This window comes from Rhodococcus sp. SJ-2, from assembly GCF_053750035.1.
In genome coordinates, this window is the sequence record NZ_CM132340.1 from 3,058,645 (window position 1) to 3,077,602 (window position 18,958).

General features: G+C 65.1%; 18 protein-coding genes. 11 read left to right on the forward strand and 7 right to left on the reverse strand.

The genetic code is table 11. The features are described from left to right. Nucleotides 1–107: 107 nt before the first annotated feature. The 5 genes from ACSYG9_RS14285 (at nucleotide 108) to ACSYG9_RS14305 (ending at nucleotide 8,119) form a co-directional block, all read left to right on the forward strand. On the forward strand, nucleotides 108–1,631 hold the full coding sequence (locus ACSYG9_RS14285) for a cytochrome ubiquinol oxidase subunit I (RefSeq protein WP_440123193.1): 1,524 nt from the start codon (nucleotides 108–110) through the stop codon (nucleotides 1,629–1,631). 9 nt (nucleotides 1,632–1,640) lie between these two features. Further along, nucleotides 1,641–2,678: a cytochrome d ubiquinol oxidase subunit II gene (gene cydB / locus ACSYG9_RS14290; protein ID WP_454838792.1), complete on the forward strand. Its 1,038-nt coding sequence runs from the start codon at nucleotides 1,641–1,643 to the stop codon at nucleotides 2,676–2,678. Next, on the forward strand, nucleotides 2,675–4,384 hold the full coding sequence (gene cydD, locus ACSYG9_RS14295; RefSeq protein WP_440123195.1) for a thiol reductant ABC exporter subunit CydD: 1,710 nt from the start codon (nucleotides 2,675–2,677) through the stop codon (nucleotides 4,382–4,384). The genes cydB and cydD overlap by 4 nt, the downstream gene beginning before the upstream one ends. After that, the gene (gene cydC / locus ACSYG9_RS14300; RefSeq protein ID WP_454838794.1) at nucleotides 4,381–6,078 is read left to right on the forward strand and encodes a thiol reductant ABC exporter subunit CydC; all 1,698 of its coding nucleotides are present in this window, start codon (nucleotides 4,381–4,383) and stop codon (nucleotides 6,076–6,078) included. Before cydD ends, cydC begins: the two co-directional genes overlap by 4 nt. A gap of 313 nt (nucleotides 6,079–6,391) precedes the next feature. After that, nucleotides 6,392–8,119 carry a BCCT family transporter gene (locus tag ACSYG9_RS14305; protein ID WP_440123197.1) on the forward strand — a complete coding sequence of 576 codons (1,728 nt, stop codon included), beginning with the start codon at nucleotides 6,392–6,394 and terminating at the stop codon, nucleotides 8,117–8,119. Nucleotides 8,120–8,141: 22 nt separating this feature from the next. Here ACSYG9_RS14305 and ACSYG9_RS14310 read toward each other — a convergent pair whose 3' ends face one another. The 6 genes from ACSYG9_RS14310 to ACSYG9_RS14335 all read right to left on the reverse strand — a co-directional run bounded on the left by ACSYG9_RS14310 (nucleotide 8,142) and on the right by ACSYG9_RS14335 (nucleotide 12,117). Further along, complete coding sequence (locus ACSYG9_RS14310) at nucleotides 8,142–8,795, reverse strand: FABP family protein (protein ID WP_440123198.1); 654 nt, start codon at nucleotides 8,793–8,795, stop codon at nucleotides 8,142–8,144. A gap of 213 nt (nucleotides 8,796–9,008) precedes the next feature. Further along, nucleotides 9,009–9,314, reverse strand: coding sequence for a DUF1416 domain-containing protein (locus ACSYG9_RS14315; RefSeq protein ID WP_440123199.1), 306 nt, complete (start codon nucleotides 9,312–9,314; stop codon nucleotides 9,009–9,011). Nucleotides 9,315–9,318: 4 nt separating this feature from the next. Next, the gene (locus ACSYG9_RS14320; RefSeq protein WP_440123200.1) at nucleotides 9,319–10,152 is read right to left on the reverse strand and encodes a rhodanese-like domain-containing protein; all 834 of its coding nucleotides are present in this window, start codon (nucleotides 10,150–10,152) and stop codon (nucleotides 9,319–9,321) included. A 71-nt stretch (nucleotides 10,153–10,223) separates the two neighbouring features. After that, complete coding sequence (locus ACSYG9_RS14325; RefSeq protein ID WP_454838797.1) at nucleotides 10,224–10,682, reverse strand: DUF4395 domain-containing protein; 459 nt, start codon at nucleotides 10,680–10,682, stop codon at nucleotides 10,224–10,226. A gap of 230 nt (nucleotides 10,683–10,912) precedes the next feature. Beyond that, nucleotides 10,913–11,338 (reverse strand): thioredoxin domain-containing protein, encoded by a 426-nt coding sequence (locus ACSYG9_RS14330; protein WP_440123202.1) that lies wholly within the window; start codon nucleotides 11,336–11,338, stop codon nucleotides 10,913–10,915. Continuing rightward, the gene (locus ACSYG9_RS14335) at nucleotides 11,335–12,117 is read right to left on the reverse strand and encodes an LmeA family phospholipid-binding protein (protein WP_440123203.1); all 783 of its coding nucleotides are present in this window, start codon (nucleotides 12,115–12,117) and stop codon (nucleotides 11,335–11,337) included. Before ACSYG9_RS14335 ends, ACSYG9_RS14330 begins: the two co-directional genes overlap by 4 nt. A gap of 134 nt (nucleotides 12,118–12,251) precedes the next feature. On the opposite strand from ACSYG9_RS14335, the gene ACSYG9_RS14340 reads away from it, so the two are divergent. The 6 genes from ACSYG9_RS14340 to pstB all read left to right on the forward strand — a co-directional run bounded on the left by ACSYG9_RS14340 (nucleotide 12,252) and on the right by pstB (nucleotide 18,137). Then, entirely contained in the window at nucleotides 12,252–12,974 is a 723-nt protein-coding gene (locus tag ACSYG9_RS14340) for a winged helix-turn-helix domain-containing protein (RefSeq protein ID WP_440123204.1), read from the forward strand. Between the two features lie 17 nt (nucleotides 12,975–12,991). Beyond that, complete coding sequence (gene mshD / locus ACSYG9_RS14345; protein WP_454838799.1) at nucleotides 12,992–13,924, forward strand: mycothiol synthase; 933 nt, start codon at nucleotides 12,992–12,994, stop codon at nucleotides 13,922–13,924. A gap of 238 nt (nucleotides 13,925–14,162) precedes the next feature. Then, nucleotides 14,163–15,281: a phosphate ABC transporter substrate-binding protein PstS gene (gene pstS, locus ACSYG9_RS14350; protein ID WP_454838800.1), complete on the forward strand. Its 1,119-nt coding sequence runs from the start codon at nucleotides 14,163–14,165 to the stop codon at nucleotides 15,279–15,281. Nucleotides 15,282–15,342: 61 nt separating this feature from the next. Continuing rightward, entirely contained in the window at nucleotides 15,343–16,392 is a 1,050-nt protein-coding gene (gene pstC / locus ACSYG9_RS14355; RefSeq protein ID WP_454838801.1) for a phosphate ABC transporter permease subunit PstC, read from the forward strand. Between the two features lie 4 nt (nucleotides 16,393–16,396). Beyond that, nucleotides 16,397–17,305 (forward strand): phosphate ABC transporter permease PstA, encoded by a 909-nt coding sequence (gene pstA / locus ACSYG9_RS14360; protein WP_440123208.1) that lies wholly within the window; start codon nucleotides 16,397–16,399, stop codon nucleotides 17,303–17,305. Between the two features lie 55 nt (nucleotides 17,306–17,360). Next, nucleotides 17,361–18,137, forward strand: a complete 777-nt coding sequence (gene pstB / locus ACSYG9_RS14365) for a phosphate ABC transporter ATP-binding protein PstB (RefSeq protein WP_440127659.1) — start codon at nucleotides 17,361–17,363, stop codon at nucleotides 18,135–18,137. A 100-nt stretch (nucleotides 18,138–18,237) separates the two neighbouring features. Here the strand turns inward: pstB and phoU are convergent, their stop codons facing one another. Next, entirely contained in the window at nucleotides 18,238–18,942 is a 705-nt protein-coding gene (gene phoU, locus ACSYG9_RS14370; RefSeq protein WP_054806866.1) for a phosphate signaling complex protein PhoU, read from the reverse strand. Nucleotides 18,943–18,958 lie beyond the last annotated feature (16 nt).

Consider the following 18,958-nt stretch of genomic DNA (forward strand, 5'->3'; position numbering starts at 1 on the left):
TTCTGCATGTGCGCGGTCGGTCTTGTGAACAGAATCCGACGCGGGCCCCGCGCTCGGACTTCATCCAGGTACCGGCCCTACCTGTACTGGCTCGACTCGGAGTGGCAATGGACGTGCTCGACCTGTCCCGATGGCAATTCGGGATCACGACGGTGTATCACTTCATTCTCGTCCCGCTGACCATCGGGCTCGCCCCGATGATCGCGATCATGCAGACGATGTGGGTGATCACGAAGAAGGATCACTGGTATCGGCTCACCAAGTTCTTCGGGAAGATGTTCCTGATCAACTTCGCACTCGGTGTGGCCACGGGCATCGTGCAGGAATTCCAGTTCGGCATGAACTGGAGCGAGTACTCGCGCTTCGTCGGCGACGTGTTCGGCGCGCCACTCGCGCTCGAAGGTCTCGTAGCCTTCTTCATGGAATCCACTTTCCTCGGACTGTGGATCTTCGGGTGGAGCCGCCTCCCGAAACTGGTACACCTCGCGACCATCTGGCTCGTCGCCATCGGCGTCAACGCCTCCGCGTTCTTCATCATCGCAGCCAACTCGTTCATGCAGCACCCGGTCGGTGCGGTGTACAACCCGGAGACCGGGCGCGCAGAGCTGACAAGCATCTGGGAACTGCTCACCAACAACACCGCGCTGGCGGCGTTCCCGCATGCGGTGGCCGGGGGCTTCCTCACGGCGTCGACCTTCGTCGCCGGTATCGGAGGCTGGTGGATGGTGCGGAACATGCGTCGTGCCGCGAAGCTCCGTGAATCCGAAGCGCCGGAGACGGATGTCCTCGAAGAGGCCGAGCGACTCGAATCGGACGCGCGGACGATGTTCCGCCCCGCGACACGGCTGGGGCTGCTCATCATGATCATCTCCGGGATCGGTCTCTTCGTGACGGGGGATGTCCAGGCAAAACTCATGTTCGAGCAGCAACCCATGAAGATGGCCTCGGCAGAATCCCTGTGCCACACCGAAACCGACCCGAACTTCTCGATTCTCACCATCGGCACCCACAACAACTGCGATGGCGTGATCCACGTTCTCGAAATGCCTTTCGTGCTGCCGTACCTCGCCGAAGGCGAGTTCTCCGGTGTGACACTGCAGGGCGTCGAAGACCTGCAGGCCCAATACGAGGAGCAGTTCGGTCCGGGCAACTACAAGCCCAACCTGTTCGTCACCTACTGGTCGTTCCGGGCGATGATCGGTCTCGCGGCGGGGTCTGCCGCCCTGGCGCTCGCCGGCCTGTGGGTCACCCGACGCGGACGGGTGCCGGATCAGAAGTGGTTCGGATGGCTCAGCATCGCGGCGATTCCCACACCCTTCCTCGCGAACAGCGCCGGCTGGATCTTCACCGAAATGGGCCGTCAACCCTGGGTGGTCCACCCGAACCCGACCGGTGTCGACATGATCCGGCTCACGGTCGAACAGGGCGTCTCGGACCACGCGCCCGCGACCGTGATCACCTCGCTCGTCGCGTTCACTCTGGTCTACGCGGGCCTCGGCGTCGTGTGGTTCTGGCTCATCCGCAAGTATGCGATGGAAGGCCCGATGGAACACGACGCGCAGCCACCCGGCGAGCACGACGACGAGTCCGACGACAACGGACAGCCCAAACAGCTGTCCTTCGCGTACTAGGAGACGGCCATGGGGCTCCAAGAAGTCTGGTTCATCCTGATCGCCGTGCTGTTCACCGGGTACTTCGTCCTCGAGGGGTTCGATTTCGGTGTGGGCATGCACATTCCGGTACTCGGACGGGGCAGGGACGAGACCGCCGACACCCGTCGGCGCGTGTTGCTCAACACCATCGGACCCGTATGGGACGGCAACGAGGTGTGGCTGATCACCGCAGGCGGTGCGCTGTTCGCTGCCTTCCCCGAGTGGTACGCCACCTTGTTCTCCGGCTTCTACCTACCGCTGCTGTTGATACTGCTCGCGCTCATCCTGCGCGTGTGCGCCATCGAATGGCGCGGCAAGATCGATGATCCGAGGTGGCGTCGCCGCTGCGACCGGGGCATCATCTTCGGCTCATGGGTACCGGCGGTGCTGTGGGGTGTGGCATTCGCGAATATCATCCGCGGCGTCGCAATCGACGAGAACAAGCAGTACGTCGGCGGGTTCTTCGATCTGCTCAATCCCTACGCGCTGCTCGGCGGCGTTACCACCGCACTCGTGTTCGCTCTGCACGGGGCAGTGTTCATCGCGCTCAAGACCGCCGGCGACGTGCACGAGGATGCGGTGAAACTCGCACGGCGTCTTGCACTCCCGGCTGTCCCGGTTGCGGGCGGGTTCGTGCTGTGGACACAGCTCGCCTACGGCAAGGACTGGACGTGGATCCTGGTTGCCGTCGCGGCGCTGTCGCTGCTGATGGTCGTGGCACTCACTGTCGCCGAACGTGAGGGCTGGGCATTCGTGTTCACGACCATCGCGATCATCGCGACCGTCGTCTTGCTGTTCGCCTCGCTGTTCCCGAATGTCATGCCGTCCACCCTGGACCCCGCATGGTCGTTGACGATCGAGAATGCGTCCTCGAGCCCGTACACCCTGAAGGTCATGACCTGGGCTGCTGCGATCATGACCCCGGTCGTTCTGATCTATCAGGGCTGGACGTACTGGGTTTTCCGCCAACGTATCTCGACCGCCCAGATTCCCAAGTCCATCGGGCTGACAATCGGAACGAAATGACCGTCGAGTCCGCTGCGGTTTCCGCCGACGTGTCTGCACGAAGACGGGGGCCGATCGACCCGCGACTGTGGCGCTACTCCGCCGCAGCGCGCGGGTACCTCGTCCTGACGGTCATCACGTCGCTCGTCGATGTGGCGATGGTGATCGCGGCGGCGCTGATGATCGGTACGGTCCTCGCCGGGGTCATCACCACAGACGCGCGGTCGCTCGGAGATTGGAGCACCGAACTCGGTCTCCTCGCTGCGGTTGTCGTCGTGCGGGTCGCGGTGACCTGGTTGCATTCGCGCTACGCCCACCGCTCGGCGACCCGGGTGATCGCAGAACTCGAACACGAGGTCCTGGACGCGGCAACCACCTTGCCGCCCCGCGAACTGGACCCGCGGCGGGACGAGATCGCGACCGTACTCACCCGCGGGCTCGACGGTCTCGGCGATTACCTCACCGGTTACATCCCGGCGCTGCTCCTGGCCGTCACGCTCACCCCGATCACGATCGTCGTCATCGCCACGCAAGACCTCACGTCCGCGCTCATCGTGGTGATCACCCTTCCCCTGATCCCGATCTTCATGATCCTCATCGGAGTCCTCACGAAAGGGAAAGCCGACCGCACCCTCTCGGCGATGACCACACTGTCGTCACAACTGCTCGACCTGGTCGCGGGACTGCCGACCCTGCGCGCACTGGGTCGTGAACGCGGACCGGAAGCTCGTGTGCGCCAACTCGGCGAGGACCACCGTCGCACCACGATGTCGGCGCTCCGGGTTGCGTTCCTCTCGGGTACGGTGCTCGAATTCCTCGCGACCCTCTCGGTCGCGCTCGTCGCGGTGGCAATCGGCCTGCGCCTCGTCACCGGCGATATGGCCCTCGAAGCCGGCATCATCGCGCTGATCCTCGCACCGGAGGCCTACCGGCCGCTACGCACCGTGGGTAGCAAGTTTCACGCCGCCGAGGACGGGATGGCCGCCGCGGAGAGAGCATTCGCGATCCTCGACAGCGTGGGCACCGGTGCGCCCCGACCACCGGCAGGGCCGACGAAGCACCGGAATCCGAGCCGGGGCAGCGCGCCGGAACTGGTGTTCGACGGGCTCAGTGTTGCGGGCCGTGACGGATACGCCCCGCACCGGTTCAGTGCGGTCTGCCGACCCGGTGAGATCACCGTCCTCACCGGACCCAACGGCAGCGGTAAGTCCACCGCATTGCTCGCGCTCCTCGGCCTTGCCGAAGCGGCAGAAGGACTGGTCACCGTCGACGGTGCCTCGGCAGAAGGCACCGATCAGTGGTGGAATCGGGTCGCTTGGCTGCCGCAACGACCGGTGCTGGTTCCAGGCACCCTCGCCGACAACCTGCAACTCACGGGGGCCGACCCCGCGACGCCCGAACTCGACGAGATCTGCGTCGCAACGGGATTCGACGCTGTTCTGGCCGACCTTCCGGATCGATGGGACACCGTCGTCGGTGCCGACGGCACCGGTTTGTCGCTGGGCCAGCGGCAACGGCTGGCACTCACCCGCACCCTGGCGTCACCGCGAGATGTCCTGCTGCTCGACGAACCCACCGCACACCTCGACGACGTCACCGAAGTCACCGTGTTGAACACGCTTCGTGACCGCGCGGAAGCAGGACGCACCGTCGTGATCGTCGCGCACCGACCTTCCCTGCTCGCGATCGCGGACCGGGTGGTCGCCGTGGAAGGGCGTGCCGCATGACCGAGCCGAAGGGCCGCAGCGACAGAAAGTGCCTGCTGCGGCGCGCGATGGCGCTGCTCGAACTCGAACCTCGACGCGTGATGCTCGCCGTGGGCGCCGGGGTTGCGACCCTCGGCAGCGCGTTGCTGCTCGCCGGAGTCTCGGCGTGGCTCATCGTGCGGGCGTGGGAGATGCCTCCGGTCCTCGACCTGACTGTGGCGGTCGTCGCGGTGCGTGCGCTGGGTATCTCGCGCGGACTCTTCCGGTACTTCGAGCGCCTGGCCACCCACGACACAGCTCTTCGCGGCATGACATCGGCACGGTCGCGGCTGTACGAGCGCCTCGCCGAAGGTGACCCGGCTGCCTCCGCCGGGCTGCGACGCGGGGATCTGCTCGCCCGCACCGGTTCCGACGTCGACGCCCTCGGCGATGTCGTGGTGCGCGCCCTCGTACCCATCGCCGTGGCGGTCGTACTGTGCGTCGCCGCCGTGATCGCGGTCGGGATCCTCGTACCCGCTGCGGGCGCGGTCCTCGCCGTTGCTCTGCTGATCGCGGGAGTCGTCGCACCGTGGCTCTCGGCGTCCGCCGCGGCCCGTGCGGAAGCCGACGGCGACGCCGCCCGGTCCCGCTTCGGTGAGGACGCCGTGACCGCACTCGACCATGCCGCGGAACTACGTGTCGCGGGGCGCTTGACCGCCGTGACCGACCGCGCGCGGGCCGCGAATCTCGAATCGGTGCGTGCCACCGATCGTTCGGCGGCTCCCGCCGCATTCGCCGACGCGGCAACACCGCTCGCGGTCGGGGCGAGTGTGCTCGGTGCTCTGTTGATCGGCGTCACGGCATTCGGGTCGGATGCTTCGACGATGAGCCCCACGACCCTCGGAGTCCTCGTGCTGCTGCCGCTGTCCGCGTTCGAAGCCACAGCGGTCCTTCCTGCTGCGGCACAGACACTGACCCGAGCTCGACTTGCGGCCAGGCGCATCGTCGACATTCTCGACCGTGCAGATCGGCCCGTACCCCACGGAACTGCCTCCGCGGACGGCCCGGGCACACTCCGCGCCGACGGACTGCGCAGCGGATGGCCGGGCGGCGCGGACACCGAACCCGTCGATCTGGAGGTGGGCCCCGGTTCGCGGGTCGCGATCGTCGGGAGCAGCGGTAGTGGCAAGACCACCGCATTGATGACACTGGCCGGACTGCTCGTACCGGCGGGTGGATCGGTGACCCTCGACGGCGTGGATCTTGCTGAGATCGATCAGGCCGCGGTCCGCCGGCGTATCGCTTTCTTCGCCGAGGACGCCCACATCTTCGACACGTCGATCCTCGAGAATCTGCGTGTCGCCCGGGGTACCGTCGACGAGTTCGAGGCGCGGGCCGCACTCGCGTCGGTAGGCCTCGGGGAGTGGGTCGACGCACTACCCGACGGCGTCCACACGGTGCTGACCTCAGGTGCCCGCGACATCTCGGGCGGACAGCGCCGCCGGTTGCTCCTGGCACGCGCGATTCTGTCTCCGGCGGACATACTGTTGCTCGACGAACCGGCCGAACACCTCGATGCGGAGGACGCCGCGCACCTGCAGCGCCGGCTCCTCGATGCCGGTTCGGGACTCGTCGCTGCCGCTCGGACGATCGTCCTCGTCACGCACAACCTGCCCGAGGGCACCGCCGCCGACCTGGTGGTACGCGTCGAGAAAAATGCGTTGCCGACGTTGTGATCCGCGCGTACTTTCTCAGGTACACGAGAAAGGAGGTGGTCTGGAAGTGATTGATATTCGGACGCGTGAGGTGACCATCCGCTAGCAGTGTGACGACGGAATTCACCCGCCGCACATGGCAGGCGAATCCCAGGTGGTCACCCGGCCCCCGAGCACCGGTCTGTCCGGACCGGACCCGGCATTCACGGACGTCGTTCTGTGATGTGCCGGGAGGCTCGGGGGTCGTTCGCGTTCCGGACGGTGGATTCCGAAGTGATCATTCGCACGGTTCCGAAAACTCAGTGTGTGTGTGCAGGCGCCGGGGTACACATGGATGATGCCGATTCTGCAGCAGGCCCACGATGCTCTCCGGCTACGCACTTCGCCGGGCATCTTCTTTGCCTCGGCGGGTGTCGCGATCCTGTTCGTCGTGCTGACGATCGCGTTCACCGACGCCGTGGACGAAATATTCAGTACTGCATCGAACTGGATCATGACCAACCTCGGCTGGTTCTACATACTCGGGGTCACGACCTTCCTGCTCTTCCTGGTTGGGATCGCACTCACCCGCTACGGCAGGGTCCGTCTCGGCGGCGACGACGAACGACCGGAACATTCGAACATCGCATGGTTCTCGATGCTTTTCGCGGCGGGTATCGGCACGATTCTGATGTTCTGGGGAGTTGCAGAACCGATCTCGCACTTTGCGAACCCGCCGAGGCAGGACGTCGAACCGGGTTCGGTCGAGGCCGCTGAAGAGGCGATGGGCTTCGCCCTCTATCACTTCGGTCTGCACACCTGGACTATCTTTGCGCTCCCCGGCCTGTGCTTCGGCTATTTCATCTACAAGCGGCATCTGCCGCCGCGTGTCAGTTCGATCTTCGCGCCCCTCCTCGGCGGACGGATCTACGGACCGATCGGCCACACGATCGATGTCGTCGCGATTCTCGGCACCGTGTTCGGTGTCGCGACCTCGGTGGGTCTGGGGACACTGCAGATCAATGCCGGTCTCGCGCAGTTGTTCGACGTCGAGGAATCCGGAGTCATCCAGATCGGGTTGATCGCGATCGTCACGGTGATGGCCGGTGTCTCGGTTGCTCTCGGGCTCGACAAGGGCATCAAACGATTGTCGAATCTCAACATCGGCATGGCGGTGGGTCTTCTGATCTTCGTGCTCGTCACCGGCCCGAGCCTGTTTCTGCTCAAGGGCATGATCGAATCGGTCGGTATCTATGGCGAATCCCTACCGCGACTGGCGTTCTGGAACGACACTTTCGCGAACTCCGGATGGCAGAACACGTGGACCGTCTTCTACTGGGCATGGACGATCACCTGGTCGCCGTTCGTCGGTATCTTCATCGCCCGGATCTCCCGCGGCCGCACGGTCCGCGAGTTCGTCGGCGGTGTGCTCGGGCTGCCCGTGCTCTTCTCCGTGATCTGGTTCAGCATCTTCGGCATGGGCGCCTTCGACATCGAACTCAACGGTGAAGGTGGTCTGGTCGAGCGTGTCGTGGACGACGGTGACATCCCCGGTGCGCTCTTCGAATTCCTCGGGCACTTCCCGTTCACCGGGGTCGTCTCGTTCATCGCGGTCGTGCTTGTCGTGATCTTCTTCGTGACGTCGGTCGATTCGACGGCGATGGTGCTGGACATGATGGCGTCCGGTCACGAGGAGAAGGCGCCGATTCATCAGCGTCTGTTCTGGGCGGTCCTGATGGGTGCCGTTGCGGCGACGATGCTCGTCGCGACCGGTAAGGACGGGCTCGACGCGCTGCAACAGGTCATCACGGTGGTCGGGTTGCCGTTCTTCGTGATGGGCTGGGTGATGATGTACAGCCTTGTGCGCGGCATCCGCGAGGACCTCGGTGAACGCCCGGAACCGGTGACCAGGCAGTGGCCCGAGGTGTACTCGGCCGAGGCGCTTGCCGCGGCCGAGGGCCTACCTGCACCCGAGGTGGTTGTGGTCACGCACGCAATCCCGGAGGAAGAAGAACAGGAAGGGCCGGAGACGGACAGTCAGGAGTCGGCCCGCGCCGCAGAGCGGCCGGCCGACTCGAAGTGACGCGTCCGGCGGAGCCGGAGCGTCAGCCGACGTAGCGCGACAACCGCGCTGACATGCGCGGGATCAACTCGCCGTCGCCGATGACGCGTTCTTCGACGTAGGCGAGGTCGCCCCCTTCGATGATGCCGTAGAGCCGCTTGGCTCCGCCCACGGTCTCACCGGATTTCGTGCGGATCACGACGTCGGTCGCAAGTTCCCAGGAGGACTGGGTCAGGGCCGCTCCGTAGTACAACTCGACGACACCGGAGCTGTGGGTGAGCAGCAGTTCGACGGTCTCGGGATCCTCGCTGCCTGCGGCGTCGGTGCCCGACACACGCCAGAAGCCGCTTTCACGGCGATCGGGTGCACTGAACTCGCCGGCCTCGTCGAGCCGCCACGAGCGCGCTTCCCACGCGAGATAGTCGGATCCATTGTGTGAGACGACGATCTGTTGACCGAAGCGGTAGTCGCCCGTCTCGGGATCGTGTCCTTCGCCTTCGCCGCGCCACACACCGACGAGCGGCAGCAATGCCAGCATCGCCGGGTTCAGGTCGGGCCCGAGCCTCAGGTTCGCGGTGTCCTCAGGGCCGGGGAGACCGGGCAGGGCCGGGATATTGCGCTCGGCGGTGGCCTCGGCGCGTTTCTCGGCATCGGCGATGGCGTCGTTACCGCTGCGGCGGGGTCCGTCGTCCGTCACTGGTCTTGGGTGACCAGGCGGTAGATGGTGTACAGCGTGAACCAGATGATGAGCAGCGCTGCGAGGACCAGGAGAACTTCGAAGAAAATGACCACGGGCACATATTAGCTCCTCGGTGTTCGTCGGTACGACTCGGCCGGGTGGGAACGCGAAGGGCCCCGCTCCTGATCGGAGCGAGGCCCTGATGCCCTGAACGTGACCTGTCGGTCGGGGCTACTTCGCGACGGTGACGTCGACGTTGTGGACACCGGCGGAGGTCGGGCTCACGGTCGCGGTGCCGTTGCCCGTGCTGGACAGCGCACGGATCTTCCACTCGCCGGGTGCGGCGAAGAAGCGGAAGTCGCCGGTAGCCGACGCGACCACTTCGGCGGTGAACTCATCGGTGCTGTCGAGCAGGCGCACGAAGGCGCCACCGACGGGTTGTCCGTCGGCTGCGAGAACACGGCCGGTGATGACCGTTTCCTTCTCGGTATCGACGTTCGACGGAAGAGTCTGGGACTGGACGGGTGCTCCACACATGTTCTTATGCTCCCAATTCGATCGGTGCGCCGACGAGCGAGCCGTACTCGACCCAGCTGCCGTCGTAATTCTTGACATTCTGCTTGCCGAGGATCTCCTGCAGCACGAACCAGGTGTGGCTCGAGCGCTCGCCGATCCGGCAGTAGGCGATGGTTTCCTTGGTGTCGTCGAAGCCCTTCGCTGCGTAGAGAGCGGTGAGCTCGTCGTCGGACTTGAACGTGCCGTCCTCGTTGGCGGTGGTGCTCCACGGGATGTTGATCGCGCCGGGTACGTGTCCACGCTGCTGTGCCTGCTCCTGCGGAAGGTGCGCGGGGGCGAGGATCTTGCCGGAGAACTCGTCGGGCGAACGCACGTCGACGAGGTTCTTGTTGCCGATGGCGTCGATGACCTCGTCGCGGAACGCGCGGATCGACGTGTCGGGTGCGGCGGCCTTGTACTCGGTAGCCGGGCGGCTGACCTCGTCCTTCGACAGGGGGCGACCGTCGAGCTCCCACTTCTTACGGCCGCCGTCGATGAGCTTGACATCGTTGTGGCCGTAGAGCGTGAAGTACCAGTAGGCGTACGCGGCGAACCAGTTGTTGTTGCCGCCGTACAGCACGACGGTGTCGTCGTTCGAGACGCCCTTGGCCGACAGCAGCGCGGAGAACTGCTCCTGGTTCAGGAAATCGCGACGGACCGCGTCCTGCAGATCCTTGCGCCAGTCGAGTCGGATCGCGCCCTCGATGTGGCCGCCTTCGTAGGCGGAGGTGTCTTCGTCGACCTCGATGAAGACGGTCTTCGGCGCTTGCAGGTTCTGCTCAGCCCAGTCGGCGGAGACCAGAACGTCGGAGCGAGCCATAGTTGTTCCTTTCGTGGTGACACTGAAGTAGTCGTGGGTGGAACGGCAGAAGTGCTGGCGGAACAGCGAATTCAGGTGGTCTGTGACCGCAACCGGGAGACGAGCGGATACATGCGGCACCCGAGGCACACCCCGAATGCGGCATTCAACAGGGCTGCGAACAACGCGAATCCTGCGGCGACGAGACCGAGCGTGACGGCACCGGCCAGTAGTGCGGCGGTGCCGATCAAGGCGAATACGAAGCCGACCCCCTGCGCGAACCGCAACGGCTCGGCGGGCTCGGTCTCGGACGGCGGCGACAGGCGCGGTGCAACCGCGACGGCGAAGAGCGTGCCGTACGGGCTTCGGCGTGGGCCGACAGTGGCGCCGAGGAGGAACACGACGGTCTGTACGGCCAGCACGATGCCTGCTGCCCGCGGTGCGAACGAGGCGATGGCGAGGACCGAGACGAGAACCACTGTGGTGATCCAGGCGGCGAACCGGGGTCCGCGCACGTCCACCTGGAGAGCAGAGGATGTGGTGAGAGACATGTGTGTACTCCTGCTGGATCGATATCGCTGGGGCGAGTCGAATCGCGGTAGGTCGACCGCGGGTGGATCAGCAGGTACAACAAGTGCCACCGAGGCGGCACAGATCAACTGTGCGGCGTCGGGTGAGCATCAGCTCTTGGCAGGTCAGCACGCGTCGCAGTCTAACCGAGAAAACGGCGCAGGGAAGGGCCGGGTGCCTGCTTGTTTCACAGCCCGGGTGCCCGCCGGTGTCACAGCGCGGCCAGTGCTTGCCTCAGATCGTTCGTCGTCGGAACCCCGGAGACCCGGTAGCGCTGGTGTCCGTCGCCGTCGAACAGGAAGGTCGTGGGAAGCGAGAGTACGCCGAGTTGCGTGGCGAGGGAGACGTTCTCGTCGAAGTCGAGCTCGATGTCGCGCACCGGCGCCGCTGTGCCGCCGTTGTCCTCGATGACCCCGGAAACGACCCGGCGGACTGCGGCACATGGCCCGCACCATGGCGCGGAGAAGTGCAGGATCACCGGTTCGCCCTCACCGACCCCGACCTTGCCGAGTTCAGGGTCCGCGGCCGAAGTCTCGGCGATGGGTAGTTGCTTCAGCCGGCCCGACCGGGACCGGATCACCGCACCCACTACACCCGCCGCGACGATCACGACCGCAAGGACGATGAGCGCGTTCACGAGGGCTGTTGCACTTCGGTGAGGTCGATGGTCACGTTGTGCGCTTCACCTTCGATCACGATCCGCGAGCCCCGTGCCTCCACCGACGTGGGATAGACGCCGAACGGCAGATCCTGTGGTTCGATTGTGGTGGTGAACAACCCCAGTACCAGGGGTTTCAGCGGATCGGGAACGGAGAAGTCGGCATGCCCTTCGGGGCCGAAGTACAGGTCGGACGCCACGATCTGTACCCGGTCGCCGTCGAGGACGAGATCTGCCTGGACACTGACCCGCGCGGAGAGCGGGCCGACCGGCACGGTGCCGGTGAGCACGACACCGCCCGCGGTGGTCGGACCGGATCCGCCTGATCCGCCCGTGCCGTCCGATTTGCTGGCAGGCGGCGCAGAAATCTGCAGATCGGGAATGCCGAGTGCCTGACCGAGCTCGGTGGCGTCGATCATGACACGGCCGTACAGCAGGTCGACCGGTACCGACCGGATCGATCCGTCGAGGAGCGCGGACGCCTCTGCGTGGGCGCCCACCAGGTTCGCTTCGACGGTGATGTCCCCGAGCATGTCGGTGGGGACCCGATCCGCAGTGATCTCGACGTTCTCGTAGTGACCGTTGCGCGCTTGCAGAAGAAAAGGGAAACCGTGGATCGTCACCGCGGGATCGGCCTCGAGGGCGCCTCCCTCACGCAGTGCGCGAGACAGCCGATACTCCGACCAGGCCGCCGCTCCGAAATCGACCAGCAGAACGAGTCCGACGAGGACGACGAGACCATAAATGAGTTTGCGCACGCCGACCATTGTGACGGAACGTACCGGGCGGCGTTCTCGCCAGCTAACACGGCGGTAACAAATGGGGGGTTAATCTGTACCACACCGTTCATCCGGAACGGTCTGCCCAGGCAGTGCGAAGAAACGGAGGCCCGGTGGAGCTTCTCCTTCTGACCTCCGATCCGGATCCTGATGCTGTGTTGCCGTCGTTGTCGCTGCTGGCGCATTCGGTACGGCCGGTCCCGACCGAAGTGTCGTCGCTGCTCGAGGCGGCCACCGCCGATATCGCGCTCGTCGATGCCCGAACCGATCTCGCGGCGGCGCGCGGATTGTGCCGCCTGCTCGGTGGCGCCGGGTCGGCGATACCCGTGGTCGCTGTTCTCACCGAGGGCGGGCTTGTCGCGGTCAACCCCGAGTGGGCGCTCGACGACATCCTGCTCACAGGCACCGGGCCCGCCGAACTCGACGCTCGGTTGCGGTTGCTCCTTGCTCGGTCCGGCGGTGCGGTCTCTGCCGAGACCTCCGGGCGGATCACGCTGGGCGAACTCACCATCGACGAGGACACATATACAGCGAGGCTGCGCGGGAAACCGCTCGACCTGACGTACAAGGAATTCGAGCTTCTCAAGTACCTCGCCCAGCACGCAGGCCGAGTCTTCACCCGCGCACAACTGCTGCAGGAGGTGTGGGGCTACGACTTCTTCGGTGGCACCCGGACGGTCGACGTGCACGTGCGACGACTCCGCGCGAAGCTCGGCCCCGAACACGAAGCCCTCATCGGGACCGTCCGCAACGTCGGATACAAAGCCGTCCGGCCGAGCAGCCGTACCAAGGGCGGTCACACGGTCGGCCACCCCGAGGACGAGTTCGCCGAGTAATCGCTACCCTCGGGTGCATGAAGTTCGGGCCCAATGAGCGCGAAGAGCTCCCGCTGCAGCAGCAGTTCGTCGATCGTCCGACCGCGGCGCAGGCCGCCGAGGTGCAGGCACTGTTCGAGCGTGCCACCGCGCACGACGGGACGGCTCCGGTGTCGGAGCAGGCAGTTCACTCGCTGACCCGCGACACCGATGCGCGGCATCTGATCGCCGTCGTCGACGGGGCGGTCGCCGGGTATGCGAACCTCATGCCTGCGCACGACGAACATCCGTCGATGTCCGAGGTCGTCGTCGATCCGGCCTACCGGGGTCACGGCCTCGGCGGCGAGCTCGTCGGCGCAGCCCTGACCGAAGGGGGTCCCGAAGCACGGGTGTGGGCGCACGGAGATCTTCCCGCAGCCCGCGCTGTCGCCGCGAAGCACGGCCTCAGGGGCGTTCGCGAACTCCTTCAGCTGAGGAGGCCGCTCGATCTCGCGCTCCCCGAACTCGAAATACCCGATTCGGTCGAGCTGCGCACGTATCGAGGACCTTCGGACGATCCGGAACTCGTGCGGGTCAATGCTTCCGCCTTCGAATGGCACCCTGAGCAAGGGCGGATGACCGCGAGCGACGTGGCCGACCGTCGGGCCGAATCGTGGTTCGATCCGGCCGGGCTGTTTCTCGCATTCGACGTCGCCGACCCGGATCGCCTCTTGGGATTCCACTGGACGAAGGTGCACCCGCCGGGGCCGACGGAACCGGCGCTCGGCGAGGTGTACGTGGTCGGCATCGACCCGGAGGCACAGGGCCGGGGACTCGGGCGGCTCCTCACGCTCGCCGGACTGCATCATCTGCGCGAGCGGGGACTACCCACTGTGCTGCTCTATGTCGAGGGTGACAACACAGCCGCGCTCAACACCTACGGCAAGCTCGGGTTCGAGCGATTCCATGTGGATGTCGCATACGCGAAGTGAACATCTCCCGACGACACGTTGTTGTCCGGTGAAGTTCGGGTGATTGTCGCAACACCAATAGTGCCTGTATCCGGCGTGTTCATCTCCCGTTAACCGGCGAGAGAGTATCCGTCCACCGGATCCGCCTACCTTCTGCATACGGGTCGGATGCTGACGACTCGGCGCAGGGGATCCTCCCGCGTCTCGAAGTCGCCACCCAGCCTTGTGTGGCGGAAGCGATATTCCTGAAGGAGTACAGGTGAACCTGAAGCGCAATGGTGCCCTGCTCGGCCTGTTTGCGGCCGGCGCACTCACGCTCGCGGCTTGCGGTAGCGACAACAATGCGGGCTCGGTCGAGGTCGACGCCGACGCGTCGGGCGCGACCTGCGAGGGCAAGGCGAACCTCTCCGGTGCGGGGTCGTCTGCGCAGAAGAACGCGATGGACAACTTCGTTTCCACCTACATCGCCGTCTGCAACGAGAAGGGCGCCTCGGTCAACGTGGCGTACAACCCGTCGGGTTCCGGTGACGGCCGCACGCAGTTCATCGCCAGCCAGATCGATTTCGCCGGCTCCGATTCGGCCATCAAGGAGGAGCAGGCCGCACTGGCAGCCGAGCGTTGCGCCGGTAACCCGGCATGGAACCTGCCTCTCGTGTTCGGCCCGGTCGCACTTGCCTACAACCTCGAGGGCGTCGACAATCTGGTCGTCAACGGTGAGGTCGCAGCCAAGATCTTCAACGGCCAGATCACCACGTGGAACGATCCGGCGATTGCCGCGCTGAACGAGGGCGTCGAATTGCCCGACAGCCCGATCACCGCGATCGTCCGTTCCGATTCGTCGGGTACCACCGACAACTTCCAGCAGTACCTCGAAGCAGCATCCAACGGCGCATGGACCACCGGTGCAGGCTCCGATTTCACCGGCGGTATCGGTGAAGGTGCGAAGGGCTCGGCCGGTGTCGCCCAGGCTGTTTCGGGCGCTCCCGGATCGATCACCTACGTCGAGCAGTCGTTCGCCGAGCAGAACGGGCTCAGCATGGCTTCCATCGACACCGGCAACGGCCCGGTCGAGCTGAACTCCGAGACCGCCGCTGCGGCCATCGATGGTGCAGAGTTCGCCAGCGCAGGCGGCGGCGACCTGACCCTGGACCTCACGTCGATCTTCGGCACCGACGCAGAAGGCGCCTACCCGCTGGTGCTCGCGACCTACGAGATCGTGTGCTCGGGCGGTTACGACGCCGACACCTCGGCAGCGGTCAAGTCGTTCCTGGTCAGCGCGGCCAACGAAGGCCAGGAGGGCCTCGAGGAAATCGGCTACGTCCCGCTTCCCGAGTCCTTCAAGTCGAAGCTGACCGAATCGATCGACGCCATCGCCTGATCGTCTGCACAGGCGGACCGCCCGTTCCGGAAATTCACCACGAGATAGATTGCGAGTTCACATGAGTGACGCGCCGAGCACCTCGGCTACTCGCGCCGCCGGTCCTGACCCGGCCGGGTCAGGACCGGGCGGTCCGCACGGCAGTACACCGGAGGCCAAGATTACTTCCCCACAGACCAAGAAGAAGTCCGTCGTTCGCCCAGGGGACCGGATCTTCAGTTCGCTGGCTTCCGGGTCCGCTGTCCTGGTCTCGGTGATCATCGCCGCGATCGCGGTGTTCCTCGTGTGGCGCGCCGTTCCGGCCTTGCAGCGCAACACCGTCAACTTCCTCACCAGCCGCACGTGGATCACGCAGGACATCGAGGAGATGGCCTTCGGCGTCCTCGATCTGTTCCAGGTGACCGTCCTCGTGTCGCTGTTCGCACTGGTCCTCGCGATGCCCGTGGCGCTCGGTATCGCGATCTTCCTGACCTCGTACTGCCCCGAGAAGATCAAGAAGTCGCTCGCGTACGTGATCGACCTGCTCGCCGCGGTGCCGTCGATCGTCTACGGCCTGTGGGGCATGCTCGTCCTGGCGCCCTTCCTCCGACCGGTCGCAGAGTTCCTCAACACCAACCTCGGCTGGTTCCCGTTGTTCGCGACGGGTAGCGGATCGATCATCGGCGGCGGAACGATCTTCACAGCGGGCATCGTGCTCGCCGTGATGATCCTGCCCACCATTGCCGCGGTCAGCCGCGAGGTGTTCGTCCAGACACCCACCGCGCACATCGAGGCCGCACTCGCACTCGGTGCGACCCGCTGGGAAGTCGTGAAGACCACGGTGATCCCGTTCGGCAAGTCCGGCTACGTCAGCGGTTCCATGCTCGGTCTCGGACGTGCACTCGGCGAGACCATGGCGCTCTATCTGATCCTGCGGACCACGTCGGAAGCGTTCTCCTGGTCGCTGTTCGACGGTGGCGCCACCATCGCATCGAAGATCGCTCTCGGCTACGCCGAATTCAACAACAACATCCAGGCCGGTGCCTACATCGCCGCGGGTCTCGTGCTCTTCGTCCTGACCTTCGTCGTCAACGCCGCAGCCCGCATGATCGTCGCTGGAAAGAAGGACTGACGCCATGACGACGACAACCCTCACATCGCCCGTCAAGGCACCGACGTTCCAGCGGGTCAGCGGTGCACGCAGGGCCAAGGACGTTGCGGCCACCGTGCTCGTCACCCTCTCGGTGCTCATTGCGCTTGTGCCTTTGGCCTGGGTGCTCATCACCGTGATTTCCAAGGGCATGCCCGCCCTGCTCTCCTCGACGTGGTTCACCCATTCACTGAGTGGACTGACCGCTTCGTCCATGGGAGGCGGTGTCTACCACGCGATCGTCGGCACCCTCCTGCAGGGATTGGTGTGCGCGATCATCTCGATCCCGCTCGGAGTGTTCGTCGCGATCTATCTCGTCGAGTACGCGGGTAAGTCGAAGCTCGGCCGCATCACGACCTTCATGGTCGACATCCTCAGTGGTGTTCCGTCGATCGTCGCCGCGTTGTTCATCTACGCGCTGTGGGTGGCGACCTTCGGAATGCCCAAGTCCGCATTCGCGGTGTCCCTGTCGCTGGTGCTGCTGATGGTGCCGGTCGTGGTGCGCAGCACCGAGGAAATGCTGCGAATCGTTCCTCAGGATCTCCGTGAGGCGTCGTACGCGCTCGGGGTCCCGAAGTGGAAGACGATCGCCCGGATCGTGCTCCCGACCTCGCTCGCAGGCATCATCACCGGCATCATGCTCGCCCTTGCTCGCGTGATGGGGGAGACTGCGCCGCTGCTGATTCTCGTGGGATACGCACCGTTCATCAACTTCAACCTGTTCGGTGGCGAGATGGCAACCCTGCCGGGTCTGATGGTGGCCGAGATGAACAACCCCACCGAAGCGGGCTCGATGCGCATCTGGGGTGCTGCACTGACCCTGATCCTCATCATTGCGATCCTCAACATCGCCGCCAAGCTGATCGGCCGCTTGTCGCAGGTCGGCTCCAAGTAGACGAGCCGGCGATGACCACATACTTCGAATTCGATACACCATTAGGGAGCCGATGATGGCCAAGCGTCTGGACCTCAAGGACGTCAATATCTTCTACGGGAAGTTCCACGCGGTGTCCGACGTGACGCTGTCGGTGCCTCCTCGCAACGTCACGGCGTTCATCGGCCCGTCCGGCTGCGGTAAGTCCACCGTGCTCCGCTCCCTCAACCGTATGCACGAGGTGACCCCCGGTGCCTACGTCGAGGGTTCGGTGCTCCTCGACGGCGAGGACATCTACGACGCGGCTGTCGATCCTGTGGGGGTTCGCAAGACGATAGGCATGGTGTTCCAGCGGCCGAATCCCTTCCCGACGATGTCCATTCGCGACAATGTCGTAGCCGGACTGAAGCTGCAGGGAATGCGCGACAAGGGCAAGCTCGACGAGGTTGCCGAGAAGTCGCTGCGTGGCGCGAACCTGTGGACCGAGGTCAAGGATCGCCTCGACAAGCCCGGGGGTGGCCTGTCCGGCGGTCAGCAGCAGCGTCTGTGCATTGCCCGTGCAATCGCGGTACAGCCTGACGTGTTGCTCATGGATGAGCCGTGCTCCGCCCTCGACCCGATCTCGACGCTCGCAATCGAAGATCTGATCACGGAGCTGAAGCAGGAGTTCACGATCGTCATCGTCACTCACAACATGCAGCAGGCGGCCCGCGTGAGTGACCAGACCGCATTCTTCAATCTCGAGGCAACCGGCAGGCCCGGCAAGCTGATCGAGATCGACGACACCGAGAAGATCTTCTCGAACCCGACGCAGAAGGCCACCGAGGACTACATCTCGGGTCGCTTCGGCTGAGATCTCCCCGGCGACAGTACGAACAGGAGAGCCCCGACCGGATTGATCCGGTCGGGGCTCTGCGCGTGTGGGGCAGGAGAACTGTGTGGGGCAGGAGAACTCAGGATTCGGGGTACACAGTGAGCTTGTCGACGCGCTGCTGCATGGTGTGGAAGTCCTCGAGGGTGGGCAGCTTGCCCGTTACCAGGAAGATCACACGACGGCCCACCTCGACGGCGTGATCGGCGAAGCGCTCATAGAAGCGTCCCAGCAAGGTGACGTCGACGGCCGCCGCCACACCGTGCTTCCATTCGCGGTCCATGAGTACCGTGAACAGGTGACGGTGGAGATCGTCCATCGCTTCGTCCTCCTCGTGGAGGCGTGCCGCGCGCTCGGGGTCTCGGGTTTCGAGGATCTCGCGGGTTGCGGCGCCGAGGGACACGGCGATCCGGCCCATTTCGGCGAAGTATCCGCTGACCTCGTCGGGAAGCACGTGATTGGGGTGACGTCGACGCGTGGCCTTCGCGATGTGCAGGGCAAGCGCACCCATCCGGTCGATGTCGGCGACGATCTGGATTCCGCTCACCACTGCGCGCAGGTCGCCGGCGACCGGACCCTGCAGCGCGAGAAGCGCGAACGCCTTCTCTTCGCACACGGCACCGAGTTCGGTGATCTTGTCGTGCTCTTCGATCACCATCTCCGCGAGCGGGAGGTCGGCCTGGAGCAGGGCCTGGGTGGCCCGTTCCATCGCCGTTCCGGCGAGCCCGGCCATTTCGCCGAGTAGCCCGGTGAGTTCATCCATCTGTTCGTTGTAAGCGACGCGCATAATGTCACACCATACG